The organism is Streptomyces sp. NPDC031274, from assembly GCF_055570235.1.
This window is the reverse complement of record NZ_JBVIHP010000022.1, coordinates 1-18,732: the sequence shown is the minus strand read 5'-3', so window position 1 is coordinate 18,732 and position 18,732 is coordinate 1. Positions and strand designations below refer to the sequence as shown.

General features: G+C 70.8%; 17 protein-coding genes. 5 read left to right on the top strand and 12 right to left on the bottom strand.

Features of this window, described 5'->3' with window-relative positions; translation table 11 throughout:
* Positions 1 to 153: 153 nt before the first annotated feature.
* The 6 genes from whiA to ACZ5CR_RS30435 all read right to left on the bottom strand — a co-directional run bounded on the left by whiA (position 154) and on the right by ACZ5CR_RS30435 (position 6,915).
* Complete coding sequence (whiA, locus tag ACZ5CR_RS30460) at positions 154 to 1,143, bottom strand: DNA-binding protein WhiA (protein WP_383282218.1); 990 nt, start codon at positions 1,141 to 1,143, stop codon at positions 154 to 156.
* On the bottom strand, positions 1,134 to 2,141 hold the full coding sequence (locus tag ACZ5CR_RS30455) for a gluconeogenesis factor YvcK family protein (RefSeq protein WP_468863266.1): 1,008 nt from the start codon (positions 2,139 to 2,141) through the stop codon (positions 1,134 to 1,136). The genes whiA and ACZ5CR_RS30455 overlap by 10 nt, the downstream gene beginning before the upstream one ends.
* On the bottom strand, positions 2,138 to 3,073 hold the full coding sequence (gene rapZ, locus ACZ5CR_RS30450; RefSeq protein ID WP_468863264.1) for an RNase adapter RapZ: 936 nt from the start codon (positions 3,071 to 3,073) through the stop codon (positions 2,138 to 2,140). The genes ACZ5CR_RS30455 and rapZ overlap by 4 nt, the downstream gene beginning before the upstream one ends.
* Positions 3,070 to 5,175 carry an excinuclease ABC subunit UvrC gene (gene uvrC, locus ACZ5CR_RS30445; RefSeq protein WP_468863261.1) on the bottom strand — a complete coding sequence of 702 codons (2,106 nt, stop codon included), beginning with the start codon at positions 5,173 to 5,175 and terminating at the stop codon, positions 3,070 to 3,072. The genes rapZ and uvrC overlap by 4 nt, the downstream gene beginning before the upstream one ends.
* 238 nt (positions 5,176 to 5,413) lie before the next feature.
* Positions 5,414 to 6,256, bottom strand: coding sequence for a hypothetical protein (locus tag ACZ5CR_RS30440; RefSeq protein WP_468863259.1), 843 nt, complete (start codon positions 6,254 to 6,256; stop codon positions 5,414 to 5,416).
* Between the two features lie 5 nt (positions 6,257 to 6,261).
* The gene (locus ACZ5CR_RS30435) at positions 6,262 to 6,915 is read right to left on the bottom strand and encodes a papain-like cysteine protease family protein (protein ID WP_468863258.1); all 654 of its coding nucleotides are present in this window, start codon (positions 6,913 to 6,915) and stop codon (positions 6,262 to 6,264) included.
* Positions 6,916 to 7,145: 230 nt separating this feature from the next.
* Here ACZ5CR_RS30435 and ACZ5CR_RS30430 point away from each other — a divergent pair, with 230 nt between their 5' ends.
* The gene (locus ACZ5CR_RS30430) at positions 7,146 to 8,093 is read left to right on the top strand and encodes a hypothetical protein (protein ID WP_468863256.1); all 948 of its coding nucleotides are present in this window, start codon (positions 7,146 to 7,148) and stop codon (positions 8,091 to 8,093) included.
* A 55-nt stretch (positions 8,094 to 8,148) separates the two neighbouring features.
* On the opposite strand, the gene ACZ5CR_RS30425 is transcribed toward ACZ5CR_RS30430, so the two are convergent.
* Positions 8,149 to 8,598 carry a Rieske (2Fe-2S) protein gene (locus tag ACZ5CR_RS30425; RefSeq protein WP_468863254.1) on the bottom strand — a complete coding sequence of 150 codons (450 nt, stop codon included), beginning with the start codon at positions 8,596 to 8,598 and terminating at the stop codon, positions 8,149 to 8,151.
* Positions 8,599 to 8,797: 199 nt separating this feature from the next.
* Here ACZ5CR_RS30425 and ACZ5CR_RS30420 point away from each other — a divergent pair, with 199 nt between their 5' ends.
* Positions 8,798 to 9,709: a carbohydrate kinase family protein gene (locus ACZ5CR_RS30420; RefSeq protein WP_468863252.1), complete on the top strand. Its 912-nt coding sequence runs from the start codon at positions 8,798 to 8,800 to the stop codon at positions 9,707 to 9,709.
* A 6-nt stretch (positions 9,710 to 9,715) separates the two neighbouring features.
* Here the strand turns inward: ACZ5CR_RS30420 and ACZ5CR_RS30415 are convergent, their stop codons facing one another.
* Complete coding sequence (locus ACZ5CR_RS30415) at positions 9,716 to 10,570, bottom strand: helix-turn-helix domain-containing protein (RefSeq protein ID WP_468863250.1); 855 nt, start codon at positions 10,568 to 10,570, stop codon at positions 9,716 to 9,718.
* Positions 10,571 to 10,672: 102 nt separating this feature from the next.
* Between ACZ5CR_RS30415 and ACZ5CR_RS30410 the strand changes: the two genes are divergently transcribed.
* Positions 10,673 to 11,257: a YceI family protein gene (locus tag ACZ5CR_RS30410; RefSeq protein ID WP_468863248.1), complete on the top strand. Its 585-nt coding sequence runs from the start codon at positions 10,673 to 10,675 to the stop codon at positions 11,255 to 11,257.
* Positions 11,258 to 11,370: 113 nt separating this feature from the next.
* On the opposite strand, the gene ACZ5CR_RS30405 is transcribed toward ACZ5CR_RS30410, so the two are convergent.
* Together ACZ5CR_RS30405 and uvrA are read right to left on the bottom strand one after the other, a co-directional pair.
* Complete coding sequence (locus ACZ5CR_RS30405; protein WP_468863245.1) at positions 11,371 to 12,138, bottom strand: crotonase/enoyl-CoA hydratase family protein; 768 nt, start codon at positions 12,136 to 12,138, stop codon at positions 11,371 to 11,373.
* A 137-nt stretch (positions 12,139 to 12,275) separates the two neighbouring features.
* Positions 12,276 to 15,293: an excinuclease ABC subunit UvrA gene (gene uvrA / locus ACZ5CR_RS30400; RefSeq protein ID WP_468863243.1), complete on the bottom strand. Its 3,018-nt coding sequence runs from the start codon at positions 15,291 to 15,293 to the stop codon at positions 12,276 to 12,278.
* A gap of 223 nt (positions 15,294 to 15,516) precedes the next feature.
* On the opposite strand from uvrA, the gene ACZ5CR_RS30395 reads away from it, so the two are divergent.
* Positions 15,517 to 16,200 carry a maleylpyruvate isomerase family mycothiol-dependent enzyme gene (locus ACZ5CR_RS30395; protein WP_468863241.1) on the top strand — a complete coding sequence of 228 codons (684 nt, stop codon included), beginning with the start codon at positions 15,517 to 15,519 and terminating at the stop codon, positions 16,198 to 16,200.
* A gap of 10 nt (positions 16,201 to 16,210) precedes the next feature.
* Complete coding sequence (locus ACZ5CR_RS30390) at positions 16,211 to 16,867, top strand: MBL fold metallo-hydrolase (RefSeq protein ID WP_468863239.1); 657 nt, start codon at positions 16,211 to 16,213, stop codon at positions 16,865 to 16,867.
* Between the two features lie 43 nt (positions 16,868 to 16,910).
* Here the strand turns inward: ACZ5CR_RS30390 and aroQ are convergent, their stop codons facing one another.
* Together aroQ and ACZ5CR_RS30380 are read right to left on the bottom strand one after the other, a co-directional pair.
* Complete coding sequence (gene aroQ / locus ACZ5CR_RS30385) at positions 16,911 to 17,372, bottom strand: type II 3-dehydroquinate dehydratase (RefSeq protein ID WP_389910176.1); 462 nt, start codon at positions 17,370 to 17,372, stop codon at positions 16,911 to 16,913.
* A gap of 55 nt (positions 17,373 to 17,427) precedes the next feature.
* Positions 17,428 to 18,525, bottom strand: a complete 1,098-nt coding sequence (locus tag ACZ5CR_RS30380; RefSeq protein ID WP_468863236.1) for a calcium:cation antiporter — start codon at positions 18,523 to 18,525, stop codon at positions 17,428 to 17,430.
* Between the last annotated feature and the right edge of the window lie 207 nt (positions 18,526 to 18,732).

Genomic DNA, 18,732 nt, shown 5'->3' with positions numbered 1-18,732 from the left:
CCTTGCGGTTGTCCGGCACATTTGTGCGCGGACGCCAGGCTCGTGATACTTCATGATCATGTCAATATGGCGTGAAGAGTGACACGGAAAGGGACGCAAAGAAGCCGCCGGGGCCTCGGCGGCCCCGGCGGCTTGCGTGACGTACGACGGCGGTCAGACCGCCATGTTGTCGGCGAGCTCCTCGCTCAGGTTGGACTCCGTACCCGCGATCCCCAGGTCCTGCGCCCGCTTGTCCGCCATGGCGAGAAGGCGGCGGATGCGGCCCGCGACCGCGTCCTTCGTCAGCGCGGGCTCGGCGAGCGCGCCGAGCTCCTCCAGGGAGGCCTGCTTGTGGTCCATGCGCAGCCGTCCGGCGGCCGCGAGGTGCTCGGGGACCTCGTCGCCCAGGATCTCCAGGGCACGCTGCACACGGGCACCGGCGGCGACGGCCGCGCGGGCCGAGCGGCGCAGGTTGGCGTCGTCGAAGTTCGCCAGGCGGTTGGCGGTGGCGCGCACCTCGCGGCGCATCCGCCGCTCCTCCCAGGCGAGCACGGACTCGTGGGCGCCGAGCCGGGTGAGCAGGGCTCCGATCGCGTCACCGTCCCGCACCACGACGCGGTCCACGCCGCGCACCTCGCGGGCCTTGGCCGCGATCTGCAGCCTGCGCGCGGCGCCGACGAGCGCGAGGGCCGCCTCCGGACCCGGGCAGGTCACCTCCAGGGAGGAGGAGCGCCCCGGCTCGGTCAGTGAGCCGTGCGCGAGGAACGCCCCGCGCCACGCCGCCTCGGCGTCACAGGTGGCCCCCGAGACCACCTGTGGCGGCAGGCCCCTGATGGGGCGGCCACGGCCGTCCACGAGGCCTGTCTGCCGGGCCAGCTGATCGCCGCCCGCCACGACCCGTACGACATAGCGCGAGCCGCGTCGCAGCCCGCCGGGAGCCATCACGATCAGCTCCGAGCTGTGTCCGAAAATCTCAAGAATGTCCCGCTTCAGCCGCCGTGCGGCCATTGCCGTGTCCAGCTCCGCCTCGATCACGATGCGGCCGCTCACCAGGTGAAGGCCGCCCGCGAACCGCAGGATGGCCGAGACCTCTGCCTTTCTGCAGCAGGTCCGGGTGACGGGAAGCCGGGAGATTTCGTCCTTCACCGCTGCCGTCATCGCCATGGGCCGATCCTTCCATGCATCCGAAAAATACGGTCGTACGCGGTGGCCAGGAGCTCCGGATCGTGCCTCGGAGTGCCATCGTGCCTGGCCACCGGCGCCAGCTCGACCGTGGCGCCGAGCCGCTTGGCGGCATCGGTGAGTGACTCACGGTCGGGCACGGCGGCGTCGTCGGCCAGCACCACGTCCAGGGCGAGTTTAGGGGCGTGTCGGGCCAAAACCTCCAAATGACGCTGCGGAGAGAACCCATCTGTTTCACCGGGTTGTGGCGCGAGGTTCAGCGAGAGCACCCTGCGGGCCTTCGTCTGGATGAGCGCGTCGAGCAGTTCGGGGACAAGGAGATGCGGGATCACGGACGAGAACCAGGAGCCCGGGCCGAGCACCACCCAGTCCGCGTCGAGCACGGCGGCGACCGCTTCGGGGACGGCCGGCGGGTCGCGCGGGACCACGTGCACGGACTGCACCTCACCCGGGGTGAGCGCCACCGTGGCCTGTCCGCGCACCGTGTCCACGTCGTCCGGGCGCTCCGGATCATGCCCCTTGACCAGCGCCTGGAGCTCCAGCGGGACCGCGGACATGGGCAGCACGCGGCCGTGCGCGCCGAGCAGCTTGCCGACCAGGTCGAGTGCCTGGACGTGGTCGCCGAGCTGCTCCCACAGGGCGACGATCAGCAGATTGCCGACCGCGTGTTCGTGCAGGTCACCCTTGGACTGGAAGCGGTGCTGGATGACGCGGGCCCAGGTCTGGCCCCAGTCGTCGTCGCCGCACAGGGCGGCGAGCGCCTTGCGCAGGTCGCCCGGCGGCAGGACGCCCAGCTCGTCGCGGAGCCGCCCGCTGGAGCCGCCGTCGTCGGCGACGGTGACCACGGCGGTGAGGTCACCGGTGATGCGCCGCAGCCCGGCCAGCGACGCGGACAGGCCCATCCCGCCGCCGAGCGCCACGACCTTGGGCTGCGCGCCGCGCTTGCGGCCCAGGCGGTTCAGCCGCAGGGAGGACTTCACTCCCGCCCCATGTCCCGATGGACGAGGACGGTCTCGACGCCCTCGGACACCAGGCGTGCCGCGAGCTTCTCCGACATGGCGACGGAGCGGTGCTTTCCACCCGTACAGCCGACCGCGATCGTCACGTAACGCTTGCCCTCGCGGCGGTAGCCCGCGGCGATGAGCTGGAGCAGCTCGGCGTACCGGTCGAGGAACTCCTTGGCGCCCGGCTGGTTGAAGACGTAGCCGGAGACCTCTTCGTTGAGCCCCGTGAAGGGCCGCAGCTCCGGCACCCAGTGCGGATTGGGCAGGAAGCGGCAGTCCACGACGAGGTCGGCGTCGACCGGCAGGCCGTACTTGTAGCCGAACGACATGACCGTGGCCCGCAGCTCGGGCTCCTCGTCGCCCGCGAACTGGGCATCCATCTTGGCGCGCAGCTCGTGCACGTTCAGGCTGGACGTGTCGATCACCAGGTCGGCGTCGCCGCGCAGCTCGCGCAGGAGCTCGCGCTCGGCCTCGATGCCGTCGACGATGCGGCCGTCGCCCTGCAGCGGGTGGGGGCGGCGGACCGACTCGAAACGGCGGACCAGGGCGTCGTCCGAGGACTCCAGGAAGACGATCCGGCGGGTGACGTGCTTGGCCTCCAGGTCCGCGAGGGACTGGCGCAGATTGTCGAAGAAACGGCGGCCGCGGACGTCGACGACGACCGCGATGCGGGCGACGTTCCCCTGCGAGCGGGCGCCGAGCTCCACCATGGTGGGGATCAGCGCGGGCGGCAGGTTGTCGACGACGAACCAGCCGAGGTCCTCGAGACACTTCGCCGCGGTGCTGCGTCCGGCTCCCGACATGCCGGAGATGATCACCAGCTCGGGGACCACTTCGGCGGTCTCACCTGGCGTGATGGTCGTGCCCGTACTCACTTGCTCGCCGCCTTCGTCGTGCTCGGTGGTCATGTCTCCTGCCCCCGTCGTTCCTCAGAGGTGCCCGCGGTCACGGGATCCTCGCCATCGCCCGAGGCTCCCGCGCTCGCGGGCTCCTCTTCTTCAATGATCTCTCCGGTCGCCGTGTTCACGGCGGGTCCCGCGGGTACCGCTCCGGCCAGGGCCGCGACGATCGACTCGGCCGTCTTGCGGCCTACGCCCGGAACCTCACAGATCTGCTCGATTGTCGCGGATCGCAGCTTCTTCACGGAACCGAAGTGCTTGATCAGCGTCTGCTTGCGCGCGTCACCGAGGCCCGGCACGGCGTCCAGCGGTCCGGCCTTGAAACGCTTGGCCCGCTTGGCCCGCTGATACGTGATCGCGAAGCGGTGCGCCTCGTCGCGTACCCGCTGGAGAAGGTACAGGCCTTCGCTGGTGCGCGGCAGGATCACCGGGTCGTCGTCGCCCGGCACCCAGACCTCTTCGAGGCGCTTGGCGAGGCCGCAGACCGCGATGTCGTCGATGCCGAGCTCGTCGAGGGCCCGCTGGGCCGCCGCGACCTGCGGCTGGCCGCCGTCCACGACGACGAGCTGGGGCGGGTAGGCGAAGCGCTTGGGACGGCCGTCCTCCTCGGTGAAGGCGCTCACCTCGCCGTTCGACTCGCCGTTCGACTCGCCGATCTCGCCGGACTGGCCGGTCTCGCCGGACTCGTCGGGGTCCCACTCCCCCGTCTGCTGCTTGTCGGAGAGGTAGCGCTTGAAGCGGCGCGTGAGCACCTCGTGCATGGAGCGGACGTCGTCCTGGCCCTCGAAGCCCTTGATCTGGAAGCGGCGGTACTCGCTCTTGCGTGCGAGGCCGTCCTCGAACACGACCATGGAGGCCACGACGTCGTCACCCTGGAGATGGGAGATGTCGTAGCACTCGATGCGCAGCGGGGCGCTGTCCAGTTCGAGCGCTTCCGCGATCTCCTCCAGGGCGCGCGAGCGGGTCGTGAGGTCGGAGGCGCGCTTGGTCTTGTGCAGCACGAGGGACTGTTGCGCGTTGCGCGCCACGGTCTCCATGAGCGCCTTCTTGTCGCCGCGCTGCGGGATGCGCAGCGAGACGTTCGAACCACGGCGCTCGGTGAGCCACTCCTGGACGGGCTCTATGGGCTCGGGCAGCGCGGGCACGAGGACTTCCTTCGGTACGGAGTCCCCGCTCTCCTCTCCATAGAGCTGCTGGAGTGCGTGCTCGACGAGGTCACCGCTGGTGACGGCCTCGACCTTGTCGGTGACCCAGCCGCGCTGACCGCGCACGCGGCCGCCGCGGACGTGGAAGATCTGGACGGCCGCCTCGAGCTCGTCCTCGGCCAGCGCGATGAGGTCGGCGTCGGTGGCGTCGGCCAGGACGACGGCGCTCTTCTCCATGGCCTTCTTGAGGGCCCCGATGTCGTCGCGCAGACGGCCCGCCTTCTCGTACTCCATGTCCTCGGCGGCGTCCGCCATCTGCCGCTCGATACGGCGGATGTACGTCCCCGTGCGGCCCGTCATGAACTCGCAGAAGTCCTCGGCGAGTTCGCGGTGCTCCTGCGGGGAGACGCGCTCGACGCAGGGCGCCGCGCACTTGCCGATGTAGCCGAGGAGGCAGGGGCGGCCGGTGCGCTCGGCGTTCTTGAAGACCCCCGCCGAGCAGGTGCGGACCGGGAAGACACGCAGGAGGAGGTCCACGGTGTCGCGGATCGCCCACGCGTGGCCGTAAGGACCGAAGTAGCGGACGCCCTTCTTCTTCTGGCCGCGCATCACCTGCACACGCGGGAACTCCTCGTTCATCGTCACCGCGAGATACGGATAGCTCTTGTCGTCGCGGTACTTGACGTTGAACCGGGGGTCGAATTCCTTGATCCAGGAGTATTCGAGCTGCAGCGCCTCGACCTCGGTGGAGACGACCGTCCACTCGACGGAGGCGGCCGTCGTCACCATCGTGGCGGTGCGCGGGTGCAGATTCGAGAGGTCCTGGAAGTAACTGGCCAGGCGCTGGCGCAGGCTCTTGGCCTTGCCGACGTAGATCACCCGGCGGTGTTCGTCGCGGAACCGATAGACCCCCGGCGAGTCGGGGATCTGTCCCGGCTTGGGGCGGTAGCTGGAGGGGTCTGCCATGCTCCACACCCTACTTGCGGGGGCTGACAGTCAGGGTCTTGAGGGGGCCTGCCCCTCCCTCTCCCGACGGCCCGCTGCCGGGGAACTCCGGCTCCCCGCACCCAGGACCACCGCCTCCCCCGCCCTCATGCCCACCCGCCCTGAAGGGCGGGTGGGTGGGGAAGCTCCCGGCCGGGAGCGAGGGCCGGTGGCAGGGGCCAGGAGCAGGGGCCCGGGAGCAGGGGCCCGGGAGGGCAGGTCAGCCGCGCTGCCGGGCGCGACGTCGCAGGACGGCCAGGCCGGAGAGGCCAAGGGCTACCAGGGCCCCCGCTCCGGCCACGGAGGAGGCAACCGTGACGGGATCCTCGGCCGAAGCCTCGGTCGGCGCCGCCGGGGGCCGCGCGACCGGCTCCTTCGGGGCGAAGCCCCCCGCCTTGCCGGACTTCGCGTACGCCGAGCCGGGCAGCTTGTCGGCGTACGCACCGTGCACACGCTTCTGATACGCGGCGACCGAGACCCCGTCCGAGCCCACGGCACGCACCGCGTCCGCGTTCAGCGGAAGGACCCGCCCCCGCCCCCGCACATACCAGGCATTGATCTGCGGCTCGTGGAAAACGGTGCCCCCGGGGAGCTTGTCGGCGCCCACGCGCGCGTAGTGCGTCTCGTCGTCCCCGGTGGCGATGTTCACGACCTTCCAGGAGCCTGACTGTTTCACCATCCACAAGGAGGCTTTCTGCCCGTCGGAGGAGACCGCCGTGCTGGCGAGGAACTCCACGCGGGCGACCGGCGCCCCCTTCTCGCCCGCGACGAACTCCGGGGAGAGATAGCGCACGGGCACGGCCTCGCCCCGCACCCGCGGGTCCGCCGCTGCCCTGCTGACGGCCCCCTCGCGTGCGAAGAAGCGGGAGAGCGTGTCGAGGGTCCTGGGGGCGCTCGCGGCCTCGTGGGCCGCGTCCCGGGAAGCGTCCCGGGGCCCGGGGTCCGCCGAGGCGTACGGCGCCGCGAGGCCGAGCAGCAGGGTGGCGGCCGACCCGGCGAGCGCCGCCCTCAGCAGGTGTCGGGGAAGAGGATGGGGCAGGGGAAGGTGAAGGTGACGGGTCATCGCGCTCACGCCCCGATCCGGTACAGCGAGTGGGTCCAGGAGAAGGTGTTGTTGTTGACGTACCAGCTGTGCGAGGCCCAGTTGTAGCGGTCGTTGGACGGCCACGGGTCACCCCAGTAGACCCAGCTGCTCGCGTCGTCATAGCCGTACAGGACGTGCATGTGGCCGCCGCCGTTCGACCACTGGATGCGGGTCTCGACCGGGCGGCCCGCGTTGATCTCGGCCTGCACGGTCGGGTAGCGCAGCCAGCCGCTAACGTACGAACCGGCGCTGATGCCCACCCGGTCCAGGCCGTTCTGCACGTCGCCGAGCGTGGCCTGCGCGTTGGGGCACTCGGTGTTCTGGTTACGCCCGAAGGCGGCGTTGCAGAACTGGTTCTGGCTGTAGTTCTTGCCGTAGAAGGCGGCGATCGTGTTCCCGGAAGCGGCCCAGCACCAGTTGGTCTTCTGCTGGGCCTGCATCGTGATGTTCAGGCGCTTGGCGGCGAGGAGCGAGGGGGCCGAGGGATCGGCCACGGCCACGGCGCGCACCGCGTAGGGCGAGGCTGTTTCGGGGGCGGCCGTGGCCGTGGCCGCCGGTGCGGCCACCAGGGCCGCCGCCACGACGGCGAGTGCGGACAACCGTCTGCGTCCGCTGTACTTACTGCTTCTATGGCGCATCGCGTTCCTCCCGAGCGGGGGGTGTGGGGTGGTGGAGGAGCGCGTCCGGACGCTGCGATTGAGCATCGAGTGTTGTCCGGTGCAGGTCAACAAGGTTCAATGCGGGATTACTTGGGCCGTGAACGGCGGCGTACGTATGTGAACACCCCTCGTACGCCCACCTGGTGGCCCGGTCCGACCGGTGCGCATGCCCGGGCGGCCGATGTGAATGTTCACAGAAGGGCCTTGCGATGCGGCACGGCACACAGCTCGCGGACGGCGCACCCGCTGACCTGGAGGCCGCGCTGCGCACCGGCCCCTTCCACGTGGCGCTGCGGGCCGCGATCGCCGCACGGCGTCTTCCCCTGCAACGCGTACGGCACCATCTCGCGCGGCAGGGCGTCAACGTCGGCGTGACGAGCCTCAGTTACTGGCAGCAGGGTGCGCGGCGCCCGCAGCGCACCGAGTCGCTCCGTGCCGTGCGCGCCCTGGAGGAGATCCTCGAACTCCCCGAGGAGTCACTGATCCGGCTCCTCGCCAAGTCCTCCGAACACCCCGCCTGCGAACGCCCCGCCGCCCGCTCCTACCGCTCCCTGCTCGAAGGGTCCGACGTGCTCCAGGAGCTGATCACCGGGCTCGGATCACCGCTCGACGGCGGCCTGCACACCGTCGGCCACCACGAACGGGTGCGGATCGGCGGGCGCCGCGAGCTGCTCGGCCGCGACTCGCAGCACGTCGTGCGCGCCCACCGGGACGCCGTGGACCGCTATCTCGCCATCTACCGGGGCGACCCCGGCTGCGCACCGGAACGCGTCGGCGTCCACGCCCTGGAGAACTGCCGCACGGGTCGTGTGCGATGGCACCACGAGACGGGAGTGCTCGTCGCCGAACTGCTCTTCGACGCGCGCCTGCGCACGGGCGACACGCATCTGTTCCGGTACGGCTTCGAGGACGGCACGGCGGGGACGGCCACCGAGTACTTCCGGGGCTTCACCTTCGCGGGCGGGCAGTACGCGCTCCAGGTGCGGTTCGACGAAGGTGCGCTGCCCGTACGCTGCCACCGCTTCACCCAGCATTCGGCCGCCGCGCCGCGCGGCGGGCGCCAGGAGCTGACGCTGAGCGGCAGCCATCGGTCGGTGCACCTCGTGGAGCCCCAGGTGCGGGCGGGGATCCTGGGGATCGCGTGGGACTGGGAGTGAAGGTGGGAGCGGTGGACGTGAACGCGGGAGCGGGAGCGGACCCCCGCCCAGCCCGTCAGCCCCTGAGCCGCCCCTGGGCCGCCCCTCGGCCCGCGATGATCTTGCCGTCCGCCACCTTGACCGGCAGCTCCGAGAGCGGGTTGACGGCCGGGTCGTGCAGCACCTTGCCGTTCGTGGCGTCGAACTGACTTCCGTGGCAGGGGCAGATGAGCTTGTGCCCCTCCAGCTTGTTGATGGGGCACTTGGCGTGCGTGCAGATCGTGCTGAACGCCTTGTACTCGTCGTCCGAGATGCGGCTCACGACCACGTTCTCGTCGGTGTAGAGCTTCGAGGCACCCACCTTCACCTCGTCGGCCGCACCGATGTCCACCGGCGCGGTCGGCGCCGAACGGTTGGAGCCGCCGTCGCCGCCGGACGAGCAGGCCGTGATCCCCAGACCGGCGGCCGGTACGAGGGCGGCGGCGCGCAGCACGGTGCGACGGGCGGGGGGCGGCGTGCCGGGCATGGAATCTCCACAGGTCAGGCGCTTCAGTGACGGATCAGACCATACCGGTGGGACGCCGCGTGCCCGCGTTGGGCGCGGCCGTGCCCGAGTGCCGCCCGTGTCGGGCCGAGCCCGCCCGGAAGCCCTAGCCTGTGGCGGAAGCCGGGGCGTACGACCGCGGAGTCGACAGCCGAGAGCGCAGAGCCGAGAGGAACCACCCGTGATAGTCGTCGCAGGAGAGGCCCTGATCGACCTCGTCCCGCAGGAGTCCACCGGCACCGGGCTGCCCCCTCTCGCCCCGCGGCTCGGCGGCGGTCCGTACAACACCGCGGTGGCCCTCGGCCGCCTCGGCTCCCCCGTCGCCTTCCTCTCCCGGATCTCGGCGGACGCGTTCGGTGACGCGCTGGTCGGCGGGTTGCGGGCCGCGGGTGTCGAGGTGTCGTACGTGCAGCGGGGCGACGAGCCGACGACGCTCGCCGTCGCCTCGATCGGCGCGGACGGCTCCGCCGGATACTCCTTCTACGTCGAGGGCACGGCGGACCGGCTCTTCACGGCCCCGGAACGGCTGCCCGACGACGTGACGGCGGTGTCGTTCGGCACGTGCTCGCTCGCCCTCGAACCGGGCGCGAGCGCGTACGAGGAGCTGATGCGCCGGGAGGCGGCGCGGGGCGTGTTCACGGCGCTCGACCCCAACATCCGGGCGGGCCTGATCCCGGACGCGGACGCCTACCGTGCCCGGTTCAAGAGCTGGCTGCCGTCGGTCTCGCTGCTCAAGCTCTCGGAGGACGACGCGAGCTGGCTCGGCGGCACGCCGCGGGAGTGGCTCGCTTCCGGCCCCGGCGCGGTGGTGATCACGCGGGGCGGCAAGGGGCTCACCGTCTTCACACGGGACGGCGGGGAGTGGTCGGTGCCGGGCGAGCGGGTCGACGTGGTGGACACCATCGGCGCGGGCGACACGGTCAACGCGGCCCTGCTGCACGGACTCTGCGCACGGGACGCCCTTTCCACGGAGTCCCTCGCGGGGCTCGGCGCGGACAGCTGGGGCGAGGTCCTGGACTTCGCGGCACGCGCCGCGGCCGTCACCGTGTCCCGCGCGGGGGCGGAACCGCCGTACGCGAAGGAGTTGGGGTGAGGCAGGTCAGCCCGTCACCGCGCGCAGACCGCCCGGCTGGCGGCCGTTGAGGCGGTCGAGTGCGGCCGACGAGGCTTCGTCGGCCGGCAGGTGGACGACCAGTCGCTGACCGTCGGCGTCGGGCAGCGTCAGCGTCTCGTACGAGAGTCTCATCGCGCCGACCTCGGGGTGCGCCATACGTTCGACGCCACTGCTCCGGGGCAGCCGCGGCACGACCGTCATACGGTCGGCGAACGGCGCACCGGCGATGACCGTCAACTCGTCGGCGAATCCCCCGGCGTGCGGGTCGTCGAGCATGGACTGGCCCCGGAACAAGGCGATCTGCTCGTCGGCGACGGCGTCCCACTCGGGGTAGGCGGTGCGGGCCCGCCCGTCTGTGAACAGGAACCGGATGAGGTTCGGTCGCTCGTCGTCGAGCAGACCGAAGGGCCTCACGATCCGCTCGTAGCCCGTGGTGTACGCGAGGATGTCGCCGAGCCGGTTGAAGAGGACGGCGGGCGTGGGCTCCAGGCGGTCGACGAGTGCCCGCACGGTGGGGCGCACCGACCGGGACGGCACGCTCGCCGTCGGGCAGCAGGGGTCGCCGCTCGTCTCCTTCTCCAGGCGGCGCAGGTGGAAGCGCTCCTCCACCGTCAGCCGCAGGGCGTCCGCGAGCGCGCCCATCACCTGCGGCGACGGGTGGCGGTCCCGGCCCTGTTCGAGCCGGGCGAGGTACTCGACGCTGACCCCGGCGAGCGTGGCGACCTCGGAGCGGCGCAGGCCCGGCGTGCGGCGACGGGGGCCGGTGGGAAGGCCGACTTCGGCGGGTGTGACCGCTTCACGGCAGGTGCGCAGGAAGGTGCCCAGCTCGTTGTCGCTCACCGGCCGAACGTACCAGCTGCCGATGGACCGGATCGTGGCCCTGTCACTACCAGTCTCAGCTCGGCCTTCCTCGCCTCCGTCCCGCCGCGCAGAGTGGAGCGCATGACCACTTCTGACAGCACAGCCACCGCCACGACCGCTTCGGGCGCCCTGCCGTTGCCCGCGGGCAGCTGGGAGATCGACCCGTTCCACTCCGCCGTCAACTTCACCATCCGCCACCTCGGGATCTCGAAGGTGCGGGGCCGCTTCAGCGAGGTGACGGCCGGTCTCGTCGTGGGCGAGAGCGTCGAGACCTCATCGGTGACGGCGACCATCGACCTGGCGTCGATCGACACCGGCAACAAGGACCGCGACGCCCATGTCCGCGCCCCGGACCTGCTTGACGTCGAGCGCCGTCCCACGATGACGTTCCGCTCGACGCGGGTCATCGGCAAGGAGGACGAGTGGACCCTGGAGGGCGAACTGACCATCGGTGACGTGACGAAGCCGGTCACCCTCGCCGTCGAGTTCGGCGGGGTCCAGGCCTTCCCCGGCTCCCCGCGACGGCATGCCGGGTTCGAGGCGACCGGGGAGATCAGCCGCAAGGAGTACGGCCTCGACTTCGGTGCCGGGCTGCTCGGTGACGTGGTGAAGATCCAGCTGGACATGCAGTTCCTGGAGCCGGAGGCCGCGCCCGCCGAAGGTTAGTTCGACGGAGGCTGGTTCTGCGGAGGCTGGTTCTGCGGAGTCCGGTTCTAGCGATGCCGGTTCTGCCGAGGCCAGTTCCGCGAAGGCCAGTTCTGCGAAGGCGGCCGAGCGCCTCACTCGCCGCCCGTGAACGCCCCGTGCCGCCCCGCCCCCGCCGCGAACCTGGCCGCGCCGTCCGCCGCCTCGGCGAGGGACCGCAGGCCGTGGCGCAGTTCACCCGCCATCGCCTCCTCCTCGGTCAGGCCGCCCTGGTCAAGCACGGAGTGCCGGTCGTTCCGGAGGCAGGTCTGAGGGAGCGCGGCGATCTCCGCGGCGAGGCGCTCGGCCGCGGCGCGGGACGTGCCCGGCGGTACGGTCCTGTTGACCAGGCCCATCGCCAGCGCCTCGGCGGCGGGTACGGGGCGGCCGGTGAGCACCAGGTCCATGGCCCGGCTCTCCCCGATGAGCCGGGGCAGCCGCACGGTACCGCCGTCGATGAGCGGGACGCCCCAGCGGCGGCAGAAGACTCCGAGCACCGCGTCCTCGTCGGCCACGCGCAGGTCGCACCAGAGCGCCAGCTCCAGGCCTCCGGCGACCGCGTGCCCGGAGATCGCGGCGACGACGGGCTTGGAGAGACACATCCGGGTCGGCCCCATGGGCCCGTCCCCCTTCTCGGTCACCTCGTTCCCGGCCGGCGTCCCGATGGCCTTGAGATCCGCACCGGCGCAGAAGGTGCCACCCTCGCCCCACAGCACGGCGACGGACGCGTCGGGGTCGGCGTCGAAGTCCCGGAAGGCGTCCGCGAGCGCACGGGCGGTGGGCCCGTCGACCGCGTTCCGCACGCCGGGCCGGGACAACACGATGGTGGTGACGGGGCCTTCACGTTCCGTACGTACGGTCATGCCGCCCAGGCGACCACGGGAACGGGCCGCCGGACAAGGGGTATCCCTTGTCCGGCGGCCCGTTCGCAGGAGCGCCCGAAGGGGCGCGAGGAACTGCGCGCCCAGCCACGACGCACCCGCGGAAGCACGCCGCTCCGTCAGGCCTTACGAGCCTTGGCCGTCTTCTTCGTGGCCGCAGCAGCCTTCTTCGGAGCTGCCTTCTTCGCGGCAGCCGTCGCCGACTTCTTCGCCGCCGGAGCTGCGGTCACCGCCTTCTTGGCGGCGGCCTTCCGCACCGGCTTACGTCCCTGCGAGGGCAGCGCGTCGCTGATCCGGTCCGCCGCCAGGATGTCCCGCAGGAACTTGCCCGTGTGGCTCGTCGGGACCCCCGCGACCTCCTCGGGCGTGCCCTCGGCGACGACGAGACCGCCGCCGTTGCCGCCTTCGGGGCCCATGTCGACGACCCAGTCCGCGGTCTTGACGACGTCGAGGTTGTGCTCGATGACGATGACCGTGTTGCCCTTGTCGACCAGGCCGGACAGGACCGCGATCAGCTTGCTGATGTCCTGGAAGTGCAGACCGGTGGTCGGCTCGTCCAGGACGTAGACGGTCCGTCCCGTCGAGCGCTTCTGCAGTTCGGAGGCCAGCTTCACGCGCTGGGCCTCACCTCCGGAGAGCGTGGGCGCGGACTGGCCGAGCCGGACATACCCCAGACCCACGTCGTTGAGCGTGCGCAGGTGGCGGGAGATGGCCGGAACCGCCTCGAAGAAGTCGAGCGCCTCCTCGATCGGCATGTCCAGGACCTCGGCGATGGACTTGCCCTTGTAGTGGACGTCCAGCGTCTCGCGGTTGTAGCGCGCCCCGTGGCAGACCTCGCACGGCACGTACACATCCGGGAGGAAGTTCATCTCGATCTTGATCGTGCCGTCACCGGAGCAGTTCTCGCAGCGACCGCCCTTGACGTTGAAGGAGAAGCGGCCGGGCAGATAGCCGCGGACCTTCGCCTCCATCGTCTCCGCGAACAGCCTGCGGACGTGGTCGAAGACTCCGGTGTACGTCGCCGGGTTCGACCGGGGTGTGCGGCCGATCGGCGACTGGTCGACGTGCACGACCTTGTCGACCAGGTCGTCACCCTCCACGCGCGTGTGCCGCCCGGGGACGGACCTGGCGCCGTTCAGCTCGCGCGCCAGGTGGGTGTAGAGGATGTCGTTGACCAGCGTCGACTTTCCGGAGCCCGAGACACCGGTGACCGCGGTGAGGACACCGAGGGGGAAGGAGACGTCGATGTCCTGGAGGTTGTTCTCCCGGGCGCCGTGCACCGTCAGCTGCCGGGTGGGGTCCGCCGGGCGGCGCACGTCGGGCACCGGGATGGACTTCTTGCCGGAGAGGTACTGACCGGTGATCGACTCGTCGTTGGCCAGGAGCTCCTTCATGGAGCCGCTGTGCACGACCTTGCCGCCGTGCTCCCCCGCGCCGGGGCCGATGTCGACGACCCAGTCGGCGACCTTGATGGTGTCCTCGTCGTGCTCGACGACGATGAGCGTGTTGCCCATGTCGCGCAGGCGCACGAGGGTCTCGATCAGGCGGTGGTTGTCGCGCTGGTGCAGACCGATGGACGGCTCGTCCAGTACGTAGAGGACCCCGACGAGGCCCGAGCCGATCTGGGTGGCCAGGCGGATGCGCTGGGCCTCGCCTCCGGAGAGCGTGCCGGCGGCGCGGTTCAGCGAGAGGTAGTCGAGGCCGACGTCGACCAGGAACCGCAGCCGTTCGTTGACCTCCTTCAGGACGCGCTCGGCGATCTTCTTGTCGCGGGCGCCCAGCTTCAGCTCGGCGAGGAAGTCCGCGCAGTCGCTGATGGACATCGCGGAGACCTCGGCGATGGACTTCCCCATGACCGAGACGGCGAGGACGATCGGCTTCAGACGCGTGCCCTCACAGGTGGGGCAGGGCACTTCGCGCATGTAGCCCTCGAAGCGCTCGCGGCTCGCGTCGCTCTCGGCCTCGCTGTGGCGGCGCTTGACGAAGGGGACGGCGCCTTCGAAGGCGGTGGTGTAGACCCGCTCGCGGCCGTACCTGTTCCTGTAGCGGACCTCGATCTGGGTCTTGTGCCCGTTCAGGAGGGCCTTCTTGGCGCGCTGCGGCAGGCCGGCCCAGGGCATGTCCGTGGCGAAGCCGAGGGCGTCGGCGAGTGCGCCGACCAGGCGTGCGAAGTAGTCCTTGGTGTGGCCGTGCGACCAGGGGTGGATGGCGCCTTCGTCGAGCGACTTGTCCTCGTCCGGGACGATCAGCTCGGGGTCGACCTCCATGCGCGTACCGATGCCCGAGCAGTCCGGGCAGGCGCCGAAGGGCGAGTTGAAGGAGAAGGAGCGGGGCTCCAGCTCCTCGAAGGACAGGTCGTCGTACGCGCAGTACAGGTGCTCCGAGTACATCCGCTCGCGCTCGGGGTCGTCCTCGGGGAGGTCGACGAAGTCGAGCACGACCATGCCGCCGGCGAGGCCGAGCGCGGTCTCCACGGAGTCGGTGAGGCGGCGCTTGGCGGAGTCCTTCACCGTGAGGCGGTCGATGACCACCTCGATGGTGTGCTTCTCCTGCTTCTTCAGCGTGGGCGGCTCGGAGAGCTGGATCGTCTCGCCGTCGACCCGGGCGCGGCTGTAGCCCTTGGTCTGGAGATCGGCGAAGAGGTCGACGAACTCGCCCTTGCGCTCGCGCACCAGCGGCGAGAGGACCTGGAAGCGGCTGCCTTCCGGCAGCTCGAGGACCTTGTCGACGATGGCCTGCGGCGACTGCCGGGCGATGGGGCGCCCGCACTCGGGACAGTGCGGCTTGCCGATGCGCGCGAAGAGCAGGCGGAGGTAGTCATAGACCTCCGTGATGGTGCCGACCGTGGAGCGCGGGTTGCGCGAGGTCGACTTCTGGTCGATGGAGACCGCGGGCGAGAGGCCTTCGATGAAGTCGACGTCCGGCTTGTCCATCTGGCCGAGGAACTGCCTGGCGTACGAGGAAAGCGACTCCACGTACCGCCGCTGGCCCTCGGCGAAGATCGTGTCGAACGCGAGCGAGGACTTGCCCGACCCGGAGAGCCCGGTGAAGACGATGAGGGAGTCGCGCGGGAGGTCGAGCGAGACGTTCTTGAGATTGTGCTCGCGCGCGCCACGGACGATGAGACGGTCGGCCACGCCGGTCCGCACCTTTCTTGAGAGAAGTGACAGGGGCGGGACCCCTGTCATTCACAGACTAGGGCGAGCCACTGACAACGCCGGGACGGATGCCCTGGTTGATAACAAACCCGGACCGCCAAGAATGCCCGATGCCGCACCCGACCATATAGCACGTGCATTCGATTTGCGGTGCCGCTCCGACACCTTCACCCGAACGTGTGGCGCGGCTATCGTCGGACGCATGACTGATCATGTGCGCGACCTGGCGTCTGTACGTGACGCGACTGACCGGCTGCTCACAGCAGCCGCGAAACTGAACAACGATTCGACCGCCGAGCCGTCACGCCTGCCGGGCTGGACCCGCGGTCACGTCCTCGCCCACCTCGCCCGGAACGCGGACGCGCTCGTCAATGTCCTCGCCGGACGGCCCATGTACGTCAGCGCGGACGCACGGGACGCGGACATCGAGCGGGACGCGCCCCGGCCACTGGCCGAGCAACTCCTCGACGTACGCGAGTCCGCGGAGCGCTTCGAGACCCAGGCCGCCGTGTCCGCCGACTGGACCCGCACCATCACGATGCGCAACGGGGTGACCGACTCCGCGTCGCGGGTGCCGTTCCGGCGGTGGGGTGAGGTGGATCTGCACCACGTAGACCTGGGCATCGGGTATGAGCTGGAGGATCTGCCGGAGGAGTTCGTGCGGCGGGAGATCGCGTTTCTGGCGGGGCGTTTCTCAAGGAACGCCGACGTCCCGCCCACGCGGGTGACGGACGGCACGCACGCGTGGAGCACCGGCCGGGACGGCGAGCCCGAGGTCACCGTCTCCGGCCCCGCGCCCGACGTGATGGGGTGGCTCGCGGGCCGTCGCGACGGCTCCGCGCTGACGGCCGAAGGCGGCCTCCTGCCCGCCCTGCCCCCGCTATAGGCTGAGGCGCATGACGTACAGCGGAGCAGTGAAGGTCGGCGGCGGTGCGGACGTACACGAGTTGCAGGACCTGATGATCTCGAAGGTCGCCGTCGGCCCGATGGACAACAACGCCTATCTGCTGCGCTGCCGGGCCACCGACGAGCAGCTCCTGATCGACGCGGCGAACGACGCCGAGACGCTGCTCACGCTGATCGGTGACGACGGCATCGCGTCCGTCGTCACCACCCACCAGCACGGCGACCACTGGCAGGCCCTCGCCGCGGTCGTCGCGGCGACCGGCGCACGGACCTACGCGGGCCGCGAGGACACGGTGGGCATCCCGGTGCCCACGGACGTACCGCTCGTGGACGGCGACACCGTCCAGGTCGGCCGGATCTCGCTCACCGCGCGCCACCTGGTGGGCCACACGCCGGGCTCGGTCGCCCTCGTGTACGACGACCCGCACGGCCACCCGCACGTCTTCACCGGCGACTGCCTCTTCCCCGGCGGCATCGGCAACACGCACCAGGACCCGCAGGCCTTCGCGAGCCTCCTGAACGACGTCGAGACGAGGATCTTCGGCACGCTCCCCGACGAGACCTGGGTCTACCCCGGCCACGGGAACGACACGACGCTCGGCACCGAGCGCCCGCACCTGGCGGAGTGGCGTCAGCGGGGCTGGTGAACTGGGGTACGTCGGCTGGTGAACCGCCGTACGTCGCCGGGGCTCAGGCCCCGGCGACCAGCGCCGCCACCCGCTCCACCGCGAACGCGTACCCCTGCACACCGCACCCCGCGATGACACCGTCGGCGCGCTGGGAGACATACGAATGGTGCCGGAACGCCTCGCGCTGATGGATGTTGGAGATGTGGACCTCCACCACCGGCATGCCGTCACAGGTGTTGAGCGCGTCGAGAATCGCGACCGACGTGTGCGAGTAGGCGGCGGGGTTGATGACGATGCCCGCGTGGTGCTCGCGCGCCTCGTGGATCCAGTCCACCAGCTGCCCCTCGTGGTTGCTCTGCCGGAGATCCACGGTGCCGCCGTGCGCGGCCGCGGCCTTGGCGCACAGCGCCTCGACGTCGGCGAGGGTGTCGGAGCCGTAGATCTCGGGCTGGCGCTGACCGAGCAGGTTCAGGTTGGGGCCGTTCAGGATCATGATCGGGGCGGTGGCGAGGGTGCGGGTCATGGGGTCAGCGTACTGAGGAGCGGACCGCGCCTCCGTAGCCCCCTGGGGCCGCCCGTCACGGCGTGACCGCCAGTTCCAAGTACGCCGCGAACAGCACCAGATGGACGCCGCCCTGCAGCGGAGTGGCGCGCCCCGGCACGACCGTGAGCGTGCCGACGATCAAGGTGAGCGCAAGCAGCACCATGTGGGTCGGGCCGAGCCCGAGCACCAGCGGCCCGGAGAGCCAGACGGAGGCGACCGCGACGGCCGGGATGGTCAGGCCGATGCTGGCCATCGCGGACCCCAGGGCGAGGTTGAGGCTGGTCTGCACCCGGTCGCGGCGGGTGGCGCGTACGGCCGCGATGGTCTCCGGGAGCAGCACGAGCAGCGCGATGATCACGCCGACCACGGAGTGCGGCATGCCGGCGCTCTCCACGCCGGACTCGATCGTCGGTGAGACCCCCTTGGCGAGGCCGACCACCCCGATCAGGGCGAGGGCGAGCAGGCCCAGGCTGATCAGGGCGGTGCGGGTGGCGGGACCTGTGGCTTCCTCGGAATCGATCACCTCGCCCTTGCGGGTGATCGGCAGGAAGTACTCGCGGTGGCGCACGGTCTGGGTCGTCACGAACAGGCCGTACAGGACGAGCGAGGCGAGGGCGGCGAAGGTGAGCTGCGCCGTGGAGAACTCCGGGCCCTGCTTGCTCGTGGTGAAGGTCGGCAGGACCAGGCTCAGGGTGGCGAGCGTGGCGACGGTCGCGAGGGCGGCGCCGGTGCCCTCGGACTGGAAGACGGCGACGCGGTGGCGGAGGGCGCCCACGAGGAGGCACAGGCCGATGATGCCGTTGCAGGTGATCATCACGGCGGCGAACACGGTGTCACGGGCCAGCGTGGAACTCTTGTCACCGCCGTCGGCCATGAGCGTGACGATCAGCGCGACCTCGATGATCGTCACGGCGACCGCGAGGACGAGCGAGCCGAAGGGTTCACCGACCCGGTGCGCGATCACCTCGGCGTGGTGCACGGCGGCGAGCACGGCCCCGGCGAGCACGAGCGTCACCAGGGCCACGACCACGCCCGGCAGATCGCGTCCCCAGGTGAGGACGAGCAGCACGACGGCCAGGACCGGCACGGCCGCCGTCCACTGTGTGGCGAGTCCCCGGAGCCGAGTGATCATGCCTTCGATGCTGCACCGGGCACCGGAGCCCCGCTACTTCAGTTCTGTCGTCTCTGTCATCTCCCGTACGTCGCAGCCCGTGAACTCGATCATCTGGATGAACTTCAGGCGTCCGAGCGAGCACGGGGAGGGGGGGGGGGGGGGGGGGGGGGGGGGGGGGGGGGGGGGGGGGGGGGGGGGGGGGGGGGGGGGGAGGGGGGGGGGGGT